The 12000-nt window shown below is 67.6% G+C and carries 8 protein-coding genes; 2 read left to right on the top strand and 6 right to left on the bottom strand.

Annotated elements, in window-relative coordinates:
- Window positions 1-63: 63 nt before the first annotated feature.
- The 5 genes from UA75_RS17095 to UA75_RS17110 all read right to left on the bottom strand — a co-directional run bounded on the left by UA75_RS17095 (window position 64) and on the right by UA75_RS17110 (window position 8513).
- Window positions 64-2106: a hypothetical protein gene (locus UA75_RS17095; protein WP_075741092.1), complete on the bottom strand. Its 2043-nt coding sequence runs from the start codon at window positions 2104-2106 to the stop codon at window positions 64-66.
- 553 nt (window positions 2107-2659) lie between these two features.
- On the bottom strand, window positions 2660-3253 hold the full coding sequence (locus tag UA75_RS33020) for a recombinase family protein (RefSeq protein ID WP_232237288.1): 594 nt from the start codon (window positions 3251-3253) through the stop codon (window positions 2660-2662).
- Window positions 3162-4892: an ABC transporter ATP-binding protein gene (locus UA75_RS17100; protein ID WP_075741093.1), complete on the bottom strand. Its 1731-nt coding sequence runs from the start codon at window positions 4890-4892 to the stop codon at window positions 3162-3164. Before UA75_RS17100 ends, UA75_RS33020 begins: the two co-directional genes overlap by 92 nt.
- On the bottom strand, window positions 4889-6619 hold the full coding sequence (locus UA75_RS17105; RefSeq protein ID WP_157434255.1) for an ABC transporter ATP-binding protein: 1731 nt from the start codon (window positions 6617-6619) through the stop codon (window positions 4889-4891). The genes UA75_RS17100 and UA75_RS17105 overlap by 4 nt, the downstream gene beginning before the upstream one ends.
- A gap of 385 nt (window positions 6620-7004) precedes the next feature.
- The gene (locus tag UA75_RS17110) at window positions 7005-8513 is read right to left on the bottom strand and encodes an MFS transporter (protein ID WP_075741094.1); all 1509 of its coding nucleotides are present in this window, start codon (window positions 8511-8513) and stop codon (window positions 7005-7007) included.
- A 99-nt stretch (window positions 8514-8612) separates the two neighbouring features.
- Here UA75_RS17110 and UA75_RS17115 point away from each other — a divergent pair, with 99 nt between their 5' ends.
- Window positions 8613-9302 carry a TetR/AcrR family transcriptional regulator gene (locus UA75_RS17115; RefSeq protein ID WP_075741095.1) on the top strand — a complete coding sequence of 230 codons (690 nt, stop codon included), beginning with the start codon at window positions 8613-8615 and terminating at the stop codon, window positions 9300-9302.
- Window positions 9303-9695: 393 nt separating this feature from the next.
- Complete coding sequence (locus UA75_RS17120) at window positions 9696-10454, top strand: class I SAM-dependent methyltransferase (RefSeq protein ID WP_075741096.1); 759 nt, start codon at window positions 9696-9698, stop codon at window positions 10452-10454.
- A 511-nt stretch (window positions 10455-10965) separates the two neighbouring features.
- Here UA75_RS17120 and UA75_RS17125 read toward each other — a convergent pair.
- Window positions 10966-11994, bottom strand: coding sequence for a ferric reductase-like transmembrane domain-containing protein (locus UA75_RS17125; RefSeq protein WP_083683269.1), 1029 nt, complete (start codon window positions 11992-11994; stop codon window positions 10966-10968).
- Between the last annotated feature and the right edge of the window lie 6 nt (window positions 11995-12000).

A 12000-nucleotide genomic window follows, 5' to 3' on the forward strand; every position in this document is an offset into this window, starting at 1 on the left:
TTCGCGTCCTTTCCCATGCCATCGGTGAGGTCGGCGCTCTTCTGCGGGGGGTTCACTTCTCCATCAGGGGGACGTGGCGGGGGAGGTGCGCCAGTAGCGGTAGCGCTCAGCTTCGTCCAGCAGCACGACGACGTCGCGGCCGCTGAGCCGGGTGAGCTGACCGAAACCGTCGGCCAGTGTCTCCTTGAGTCGCCTGCGCGGATCGGCCAGCGGATCGCACCACACCCAGCGCGCCGCCACCAGGCCACGGACCAGCGCGGTGACGGTGACCTCGGAATCGGCGGGGACTGCGGCCAGCAGTCCGGCGAACAGGGTACGCGGGCCGTCTCCCGGGGCGAACCGGTTGGGTGCGGTGGTGATCACGTTGAACGAGGCGACCCACGCGGTGGCGTGCTGTTCGCCGAACCGCCCGGCCAGGTGACCGGTCACCTTTTCCAACTGCCCGGCGGCCAACCGGTGGTACATCTCGTGGGTTGGGTTGCCCGTCTCCCGGAAGTGCTCGGCGAGCTCCTCGTGCACCGTGGTCCAGTCGTCCGCCCGCTCGGCCAGACGCCACAGCAGGAGACGCCGCAGCCAGGGATGCAGCGAAGGGGCTTCGTCGGGTGCCTCACCGCCGTCACCCGTCCACGGCGCGAGCAGCCAGCGGGCGCGCAGCTCGTTGAAGAGCCTGGCGAACTTGCTGTGCAGCCGGATGGCGCTCGACAGGTCCCGGGCCGCGGCGCACCTGACCAGCAGGTCGACATCGTCCGGTGCGAAGCCACGGAGCAGCTGGCGCAGCGCGCTGTCGACGAGCCTCGGGCCGGTCTCGGCGTCCGGAACGGAGGCTCCGTCGCCGGTCCGGTCGTCAGGGTGTTCGGTGGCCCGCAGCGTGCGGTCGGGGAGGGCGCGCAGCCAGACGTCCTGCTCCGGACCGTCGTTGCCGGGCATGCCCTGCTGGGTGATCACCGTCAGCACGTCCTGGACGGCGCGAGGCATGCCACCGGTCAGCCGGTGCACGAACGGAGCGAGGTGCAGACACCGCGCCAATGCCGGACTTGAGGGGGCGGCGAGTTCCATGCGCACCCGCACCTCGTCAGGGCTGAGATCGCGCAGCCGGACCGGGTACCACCAGGAGTCCTCCGACTCCAGCCACGGACGGCGTCGTTCCCCCCAGTCGTCGAGTGAGACGTAGTCGGGTTCGAGTGGTCTGCGCCAGGGCCACTGGTCGCCGGTGGAAGGGCCCCAGCGGGGCAGCCAGCGGTGCGCCGAGACGACCACCGTCAGGGGGTCGGCCCGGCCCCCTCCGCGAAGCGCGTCCTCATGCCGTGTGCGGATCAGCAGATCGAGGAAGTGACGGCCGCCGGCGGTATCCGCGTCCTCCAGCAGCAGCAGGAACGAGTGCGGGCGGAAGGGGCTGTCCGCACGCTCCCGCAGATCCGCGAGAAAGGCCGAGAACAGCATTTGGTCCAGCTTCCTCTGTTCCTCCGTGTCGCCGCTGTGCCGCCAGTTGCTGAGTTCTGCCAGGGCCCGCCAGCCGTTGCTGTCCTGCGTCAGCCGGTGTTCCCCGTACCAGCGCACCGGGCCGCTGAAGCCACGAAGGTACGACCGTGTGCTGCGGCTCAGCCGCTTGAGGAGCTCGACCACCAGTTCCGACGCACCCTCCGGGGCACCCAAGGAGTGATCCGCCACCTTCGCGAAGGCGGCCAGGTAGTTGCCGTCATACCGCTCCTCCGCCTTCCGCTCGAACTGCTTGAGCGACTGCTTGATCGCTGATTCGCTCTGCTTTCGGCTCAACTCCGAGTAGTCGTTGTCGGAGGCCAACAGCCCGAGGCGGAGCCTCGGCAGTGTGACGCGACTGTAAGCGGGGTTGTGGCTCTCCAGGCGGAAAGCGAGCGCGCCGAGCACGTGGCGGGGCAGAAGCGACTTCTGACGTCCGAGGTTGAGGTATGCGAACGGATGCTCCTCTCCGTACTTCTCGACGAGCGACGCATGCATCTCGCTGGAGCCGCTGCCCGGAGGGCCGAGCATGATGGTGACGGGTCGCTCGGCGCCCGGTTTGTCGAGGCACTCGCCGACCAGGGAGATGATGGCTCCCCGACTTCTCGCATCGGTCGGAAGTGTCACCATGGCGTCCCCCTAACCCCTCGTCTGCCACCCGGGCGGCCGTCCACAGCATAGCCACGCAAAGTCGGCGAGATGCTCAATTCACGTTTCTCGAACAGGAATCCGCTGCGTCGCCTGGTTGACCAGCCGATGCCGGGGAGACATGCGACTGCGTGCCGGTGGCGGAGGCGTTTCCCAAGGCCAGCGATCCCCGCTCCGAATAGTCCCGCCAACCCTCCCGACTCGCTAGCCGCACAAACCGTAGCTCTCGGGCATCCTCGCGACAGCTCGAGACAGGCACCGGAGGCATCCCGCTTCGGCAGGCCGGGAAGTTGTTCTCGCAAACAATCAATCACGTCCTCGGGAGTCCGAGACCGCTTCAGGTTGCCGGACCGCTCGGTCAAGATGGCATCCCTGGCCACAAGAATAAGTGATGACCTATAAAGAATTCTTAGAAAATGTCGAACCGGCCCTCGGGGTTTCGCGGGGAAGAAACACTGATAAATCGAAATCAGGGGCCGCGCCAAGGCTGCGGGCCCGGCAATCACAGTCCGCCCCCTTTTGTGTGTAACGGAGATCAAGGCGGAGTTCCGCAGAGAGCCGCCCGAGTTTCACCGGGTCGGCGCCCGACAGTGCCTCTCCCACATCGCCGAGCGAGTCGACCATGGCGTGCCGCGACGTCCTCGGGATCGAGCAGTGTCTCGTGTCGCGTCCACCGACCGAACACAGCAAACCCGGTGTACCGAGGATTGTCGAGAATCACGCGCACCGTGCTCGCCTGCTGGCCGTCGGCGAGCCGATGCCGGTTCCGCTCCGGCTTACGCGCCAAAGGACAGGCAATGCGATCGCGGTTCAACGCTGCCGCGATCGCCCGGTCCCCCTTCCCGTCGGAGGTACTCGGCGAAGATCCGGCGCACGACCTCGGCCCGGAAGGCGCGCGGCGCGGCGCTGGAGAAACATCGGCAAGTGCACAGTGCGAGCACTGTGCACCTTCCCACCAGGCATCGCTCGTGAAGCCCGCCGACCGCCGGGATCCCCGCCTGCCCCTCTCTGTCGATCGAAGGACTGGATCGCGACATTCATCTCCCCGAGGTGAGACGCCACCCTCTTGCCCTGCTCCTGCTCCGCCAGAACTCCTGATAGGGGCCCGGCACCTCGACGAGCTCCTCATGCCTGCCCTGCTGGACGATCCGCCCTTCATCCAACATCAGGATCTGGTCCGCCCTGGTCACCGTGTTCAGACGGTGTGCGATCACGAGCAGAGCCCTGTCCTGTGCCAGCTTCGACACCGCAGCCTGGATGATCGCGTCGTTCTCCGGGTCCAGTGAGGCGGTGGCCTCGTCGAGGATCACGATCGGGGAGTTCTTCAGCAGCGCGCGGGCAATCGAGATCCGCTGCCGCTGTCCCCCGGAGAGCCGGGCTCCTCCCTCCCCCACCGTGGTCTCCCAGCCCTCGGGGAGCTCGGCGATCAGCTCGTCGAGACCCGCAAGGGTGGCGGCGGCACGCAGTTCGTCCTCACCCGCGTCCAACCGCCCGATGAGGACGTTGTCCCGCACGGTGCCCTCGAACAGGTAGACGTCCTGGAACACCGTGGAGACGAGCGGAGTGAGGGCTTCCGTACCGATGTCGGTGACGGGGATCCCTCCGATCCGGACTGCGCCCGCGTCGACGTCCCAGAAGCGTGCGAGCAGCCTCGCGACCGTGGTCTTCCCCGAGCCGGAGGGGCCGACCAGCGCGGTGAGTCCCCGAGCAGGCATCCGGAAAGACACATCGGTCAGCACCGGCGAGCCGTCGTAGCCGAAACCGACGCCGTCGAACTCGACATCCGTGCACGCGGGCAGCCTCGGTGTCGCGGGCTCGGGCAGCGTCGGTTCTCGGATCACCCGGTCCACCTCGTTCAGGGCATTGGACGAGAGCCGTAGTGCTGCGGAGAGGTCAGCGGCCACCATCATCGGCTCGATGAACCGCGCGACGAGTACGGCCACGGCCAGCATGGTCGGCACGTCAAGTGTGCTCCCCATGACGAACGTCACCCCGAGCACGAGCACGACCGCGAAGCTCGCGCGCACCATGAAGCCGAATCCGGTGAGGCCCGGAAGGCTGCGCCAGATCATCGAGCGATCGATGTCACGTTGCGTGCGCAGAGCCTCGTCGAGCATCCGGGTGCCGCGGCCTTCCTGTCCGAAAGCACGCAGGACCGGTTGATTCCTGGTGAACTCCAGCACGCGGTTGGCCGAATCGACCATCGCCCCGCCTCTGGCGGCGTCGGCTCGCTGCACGACGTCCGAGGCCCATTTCGCCACCAGGGCCAGGATCGGCGCGAAGAGCGTCATCACCAGCGCGAGCCGCCAGTCGAAGAGGTACATCGCGGCGATCGCCGCCATCGGACTGAGCACTCCGTTGCACAGTGGGCGCAACAGGTGCGCGGGCACCGTCATCACACCCATCACATGCTGATTGCTCGTCCGAGTCAACTCGCCGACCCTCGCGGGGTTGAACCAGCCCAGCGGAAGTCGGGCGATTGCATCACCCAGTCGGTGGTGCAGGCGCCTGGCAATGTCCGAACCGACGCGGAATCCTCGTTTCTGAGCGCTGAACTGGGCGACGACGGCGGCGGCTGCCGCCACGACCATGCCGGTGAGCGGCAGCAAGGCCGACTCCGGCGAAGGCCCCAGCAGCGCGCGCAGCACCGGCACCAGGGTCGCAAAGGCGATGCCCTGCAACAGCGCGGCGGTGACCAGTAGTGCCAGCAGCCTGCGCAAGGCCGCAGCATGCGCGGGCCCGAGCACCGCGAACAGTTGACGAATCACGCCGAGAGCTCCTCTTCTGGTGCCGCCGAGGCGGGGGCGAGCTGTGCCTGCCACATTCGCGCGTACCGGCCTCGGGTGGAGAGCAGCTCTTCGTGGCTGCCACGTTCGACCACACGACCTCCGTCGAGCACGAGGATCTGGTCCGCCTGGGTGATCGTGGCGAGTCGATGCGCGATCACCAGCAGGGTCCGACGCGCGGCGAGCGCGGACAAGGCATCCTGGATCTGGGCCTCCGCGTGCGGGTCGGCCAATGCGGTCGCCTCGTCCAGGATGAGCAACGGAGTGTCGGCAAGCAGCGCTCGCGCGATGGACAGACGTTGAGCCTCGCCACCGGAGAGACGAAGCTCTGTGCCGATCACCGAGTCGTATCCGCGTGGCGCGGCGAGTATCCGCTCGTGAATCCGCGCGGCCTCCGCCGCCGCCCGCACCTCGTCCTCGGTCGCCTCCGGTCGGCCCAGTCGGATGTTCTCCAGCACCGACATACGCAGCAGTGCCACGTCCTGGAAGACGAAGCCGACGTTGCGATACAACGTCGTGCTGTCCAACGCCCGGACGTCCGTGCCGCCCAAGGTGATGGAACCCTTGGTGACATCGAAGAACCGTGCCACCAGCATGGCCAGCGTCGACTTGCCTGCCCCCGACGGGCCGACGAGCGCGGTGACGGTGCCGGGGCGCAGTTCAAGGTTCACTCCGCGCAGCACCTCGTCGGAGTCCGCGCCATAAGAGAAGCTGACATCCTCGATTCGCACCCCGATTCCTTCGGGTTGCCGAGGCTGCGCGGGCTGCGAGAGCAGGGGCTCCGTCAGTACCTCGTTCACCGCCTGTGCCGCCGCCATCCCGCCCCGCAGGTTCTGCAGGCGCGTTCCGATCGTCGCCATGGGCGCCGCGAGGGGCGGCGCCAACAGGGCGAAGGGCACGATGGCTGCGGCGGGCATCCAGCCTGCGATGACCATCACGGTTCCCGTGGACATCACCAGGATGAGCACCGCCGGAGCGGAGACCACCAGCTGTGACGCGGTCGTGATCGTCGTGGTGCGGCCTGCCCAGGTGCTGAAGAAGTCGTGGAAGGCGTCGGCCGCAGCGAGGAAGCGTCGATGTGCACGACGGTGCTCGCCGAAGGTCTTCACCACTGCGATGCCGTCGACGAACTCCGACACGCCAGAGTTGATCTCCTGCTGCGCGCGGCCGTACTCGGCGAACTGGTCTGCGGAGCCGCCCATCGCTCGTGCGAAGAGGACGATGCCGAGCACCAACGGGATCATGCTGATCAGTGCCATGCGCCAGTCGATCAACAGGAGATACGCCATGGCCGTCAGTGGGGTGACCACCACGGATACGACGTCGAGCAGCGCGTGCGCGACCAGGTGATGCAGGCTGTGCACGTCATCGTGCAGAACCTTGCCGAGCCGGGAGGATCCTCGGGCCGCGAGGCGACCGAGCGGAACCCGACTCAACCGCTCGGCCATCCCGGTGCGGAGTGTGTGCTGCAGTCGGTTGTCCGCGAGGTGACTCACGAGGTTGGCGGCGGAGGCGAGTACCAGGGCTGTGCCGGTCGCGGCGACCCCGATGACCGCCAAGGGCCATACGTCCGTGTCCGAACGCTGTCCGAGCAGTGCCCTGCCGATCTCGGACACCATGATGAGCGGAATCACCGCAAGCACCGCGGCCAGTGCCTGAAGCATCATCGCGGTCGCCAATGCGCCGCGGATCGTTCTCAACAGCGTCATCGGCTTGTCTCCGGCTCCTGGTGTCGGTCTTGGCAGGGGGTTCTCGTCCACGCAGCCGCTCTCCCGGGCTCGGATGCTGGTCCGGTCGGCGGTCCGGAGATCAGACGACAGCCCCGGCGACACGGGCAGCCGAGGCGCCCCGGCGAGGCGATCATCTGCGTTCTTCCAATGCCCGGCCCGTGTCTGCGGAGGAAGAGCGCCCTGTCATCGCCCCACCCGCCCCGCGTCACGTCCGTGATCAGCTCGGACGCTGACATCCGCATCCCTTCGGTCGAGGGAAGGAGGCATTTCCTGATCGTTTCGTTGATCGTGTCGCCGTTCGCGCTCCGGCACCGTCCACTGAGGACGGGGGTCGGCAGGTCGGCCACGCACAACCGGCCCGTGCTCAGCACGATTCGGCCCAGGTCTTCACAGGCCGGGTGTCGGCCTGCGAGCCTCGGTCGTCCGCCATGCCTGCGTCGGGCGTGTCGGTGCCGTCTTCATCGCCCCGTTGGATGTCGCTCGGTTCGGAAGAGGAACGGGGCAGGACGATCACGGCGAGGAGTGCCCCCGCTGCCAGCGCCACCGCCGCCAGCGCCAATGCCGTCGAGTACCCGGCCGCCAACGCCGCCACCATGTCGCCATCGTGAGAGGACGTAACGTGAGCGGCGGCGGTGACGAGCACCGCCAGGCCCACCGAGCCGCCCAGCTGCCGGGAGCTGTTCAGTACTGCCGATGCGGTCCCCGCATCTCGCGCGGGCACGCCGGACGTGGCGGCGGCACCCATGGCCACGAAGGAGACGCCGATCCCCACACTGCAGACCATCGACGGTCCCAGCAGCTGGGTGAGGAACTCTGCCTCCGGGCTCAGGCCCGCGAACCAGGCCAGTCCGGCCGCGCCGGTCAGACCGCCGATGAGGAGCAACGTTCGAGGGCCGAGTCGCTCCAGGTTCCGCATGGCGATACGCAGGCCGACGACCGTGCCCGCGCAGAAGGGCAGAAACGCCGCTCCTGCGAGCGCAGGCGAATAGTCGAGAACCCGTTGCAGATAGAGCGAGACGAAGAAGAAGCCTGCGAGCTGTCCGGCGGAGAGCAGGAAGCCGAACAGATTGGCTCCCAGTACTGCGCGTCTCGTGAAGAGGGTCAACGGCATCAGGGGCTCCGGTGCCCTGTGCTCGACCAGTACGAAGACGGCGAGGATCGCCACTGCGAAGACGAAGAGCAGTGCCGTGTCCGGTGCGGTCCAGCCGCCGCCCTCGCCACGCAGCACCCCGAGGATGAGCAGTGACATCCCGGTGGTGACGAGCACGGCACCCGTCACGTCGAGCCTCGGCCGATGCTCGGCGCGGCTCTCTCGAACGCCGCTCAGTACGGCGAACAGCAGGACCGCCACGATCGGCAGGTTGATCAGCATCACCCATCGCCAGCCCATGAACTCGGTGAGCAGCCCGCTGAGCAGCACGCCTGCCGCCCCGCCTAAGGCACCACCTGCCCCCCAGAGTGCGAGCGCACGAGCGCGCACGGGACCACCGGAGAGATTCACCGTGATCAGCGCGAGCGCCACCGGGGAGATGCCCGCCGCGGCGAGCCCTTGAATGGCACGGGCCGCGCCCAGTTCCCAGGCATGTGTCGCCAGGCCTGCCCACAGACTGGCCGCACCGAACAGGACCACGGCGCCGAGAAGCACACGCCGCCGCCCGAACACGTCGCCGAGTCGGCCTCCTAACAGGAGAAATCCCGAGAACGTCAGCAGGTAGGCGTTCACGACCCAGTGAAGATTCGACTCCGTGAAACCCAAGCCTTCCTGGATGGACGGCAGGGCGATGTTGACCAGTGAGATGTCCAGCGCGACCAGGAACTGCGCGGTGAACACCACCACGAGCATCCGGTTCACCAGCCTCGAATCCGAACCCATGGCTCCTCGACTATGTTTCCGTACATGTACGTAAATATAACGTCAGCCCTTCAGGAGGGCGCACGGGGCCGGGGTCAGGCGCGCCAAGACAATGGCGACATGACAGAACCGCCGAGGCAGGCGCGCCGAGTGGGCAGGCCCGCCCGGATCAACCGCGCGACGATCGTGACCGCCGCCCGCTCGGTGTTGGAGGCCGAAGGCCTGGACGCACTCACCATGCGACGGCTCGCCCGCGAGGTCGGCCGCGCCCCGATGGCGCTCTACCATCACGTCAGCAGCAGAAGCGAGCTGCTCACGGCGGTGCTCAGCGTGCAGGCAGGCGAGATTCCCCGCCCGAAGCTGCCTGCAGACCCCCGCGATCGCATGGTCGCCGTCGCCTGCCATCTGCACGGCGCCCTCGCCGAGGTTCCCTGGGTGATGGAGGTCCTGTCCCATGGCGAGGGCGTCGGCGTCCCGGCGCTCTGGATCTCGGACGAATTCCTCGCGAGTGCCCGCGACTGGGGCGCCACGCCGGAACGCGCCCTGCACATGTTCCGCTCGATCTGGCATTACATCATCGGTGAGCTGACCCATCGGTTCCATGCCCGCCGCCGAAAGACCGACCCCGAGCTGCCCGACGACTGGCGTGCCTCCGTCGGCGAGACAGACCTCGTCGACGTTCCGACCTTGCGGGCAATGCTGCCGGAATGGGATCGACTGTCGGCCTCCTACGACGTCTCTGTCGCGATCACCGAGCTGATCGACGGAATGCTGGCCGTCACCCGACCCGAGGGGCGGACCTCCATCTGACAGGCAGGTGCACACCGGGGCCTTCTCCATCGCGAGCGGATCGCCGCACTGCGCCGAAGGCGGGTCGCCGCACGCCGCCTCGGCGTCCAGACATGACGGCCCCGTCGCCGGATCAGGACGGCAGGCGACCCTGCCCACCGGTGGGCGCACCGTGTGATCGCGGGGCACTGAACGCTCTCGTGAGCGGGCCACCTTCGGCAGAGACCTGCTTGCTGCTACCGAGCCAAAGGCGAAGAGGATCATCGCGGGTCAGGCGGCCCGCCCCGCAGGCGGGATCGGCCGAACAGTCGCCGTCGCGAGCATCCGCCCACCTGGCATTGGCGCGGCTATGATAATCATTTTCACATCATATGCAGCCGCCGCGCCTCGACGGCAGGGAAGGGACGGACGTCCATGCAGAATGAGCAGCGACCTGCAGGCGACGAGTACGAGATCTCCGGCGAGTTCCTCGATCTCCTGATCGCCCCACACTGGCATGCACTTGCGCCTGCTCTCCAGGACGCGCTGGTCGGGGTCGACGACACCGCCGGGCCGGTGCTCGATATCGGCTCAGGCAGCGGGCGCGCCCTCCCCACGATCGACGCGGTCCTGCCCGACGCGGAGATCTGGGCATCGGAGCCTGCACGCACCCTGCGCAGCATCCTGTTGGCCACCGTCGCAGCCTCGCCGAGACTGCGAGACAAGGTGACCGTGATCGATCACACGCCGCTGGCGGCGGCGCTGCCGGACTCCCTCTCGGCAGTAGTCGCGATCAACGTGATCGGCCACTTCACACCGACCGACCGAGGCAGATTGTGGGACCTCCTGGCCGAACGGCTCGCTCCCGGCGGTCGCATGGTGCTGAATCTCCAACCGCCTTCCACACCCGAGCCCGTGCCGGAGACCGCGCCCAGCTCGGTCCACATCGGCCGACGTCGTTACGAAGGTCGAGGTCGAGCCGAGGTCGCGGGGCCGGCCAGTGTCACCTGGCGGATGACTTACCGCGTCTATCACGATGAAGTGCTCCAGGCCGAGCATCAGGTCGACTACGACTGGTGGGTGCTGAGCGAGGAGACCCTCCGCTCGGAGACGACCGCACGAGGCTTGCGAACGACGACGGTCGGACCGTCCGATCTCGCGATGTACGCGATCGACCGAGCCCGACAGGCCTGAACGAGGGATCTCCACGCCCCGCCGAACCAACGCGACGAACGGGCGCACGCACCTGGGCGAACGGCATCAGTCACCGACGACGGCGGGGCGACCTACGACACGATGTCGCGGCCATCCCAGGAGAACCTGCGGGGAGTGCCGCCCCACCGCCTCCCGGCCCGACCTCGATCGCGAGGACTACTCGAGCCGCCGCCTCGACGTACCCACGATTCGACCCTTGTTCGGACCACTGAGCGACCAGTGTCGAAGCCCAGAACAGACCGCCGCCGGGAGCGAACGTCCCAGCACCCCGACCCGCGCCCGGCCGAAGTCCGATTCTGAGCAGAACAGGGGCTTGTCGATGCGAAGCACTGTTGAGCCCGATCTGTGCATCGCAGCGATGCCCGTCGGGAGCCGGCCGGCTGTCCGAACTGTGACGGCCTGTCAGTGTGGAACGGGAATGACGGGGCAGGTGGCACCGTCATCCCCGCAGCGCGGAAACCGTCACATCAGCTGATCCGTCGAGCGCCCCTCATCCCTCGTCCTCGTGTTCGTGTTCGTGCGGATCGCTGTGATCGTGCACCTCTCCCCCGTGCTCCGGCCGTAGTCGACCGCCGTCCAGGCCGGTCGCGGCCACCACGATCAGCAGAACGGCGATAGCGGCCACCGAGATCCGCCCTGCCAACCGGAGCCAAGCGGGCAGCAGGCCTGTCTTCCTCGCCGACATGTCGAGCCGCTCCCCGCGGCGCGCGGGCTCGAGCAGCCGCCAGAGAAGAAGCACGGCGATCGGCACCTGAAGTAACCACAGCACCGTGCGCGGCCAGCCCTCGTACCAGACGTTGGTGCTGTAGAGCAGCGTGTGCCATACGCTGAGTGCGTAGACGACGATGATGAACCGATGCAGAATCCGCCAGGCCTTGGCCCCGATCCGCCTGCGGAAGTAGTACGCCAGACCGAGCGGGATCGCGAGGTAGAACGCCGCCTGTCCGATCGGCATCGCGATCCAGCCGGTGCTGCCGTCGTGTCCGCCCGGCACGAAGGCGCGGACGAAGGCGGCCCAGACCCGGTCTCCCCATGCGTCGGGCGCATTGTCGCGGACGACCTGAGCGGCGTACAGCAGCGCATGAGCGGCCATCAGACTGAGCACGCTGAGGCTGGTGGTGCGATGGAGACGTTCGAGCTTGGCGGGCTGCCACCGCAGCCAACCGGGCTTGGAGCCCGATATCAAGAGTCCGAGGACGACCGCGAGATACGCCCAGAGCAACGCGGACCAGCCGAAGGCCTGGCTCAGGAAGTAGACCCAGTACCGGTCGGCATCGGCCATGTAGGAGATCACGGACACGGTGTCCGACTGACCTGCGCGTACTCGGAGGTAGAGGAACACGAACACCGATGCGGTGATGAGCAGGGCGATGCCGAGATCGAGCATCGAACCCCGTAGATCGGCAGTGAACCCGGATGACGTGCGATCGGAACGCCTGCGTTGCTCACCGTCGGACGAGCTCTGGTGAGCGAGTTGCTCGTCGGTTCGTCTCCTGGGATCGGGTCTGGTCGGCATCATCTCTCC

This window comes from Actinoalloteichus sp. GBA129-24, from assembly GCF_001941645.1.
Classification (GTDB): Bacteria; Actinomycetota; Actinomycetes; order Mycobacteriales; family Pseudonocardiaceae; genus Actinoalloteichus_A; species Actinoalloteichus_A fjordicus.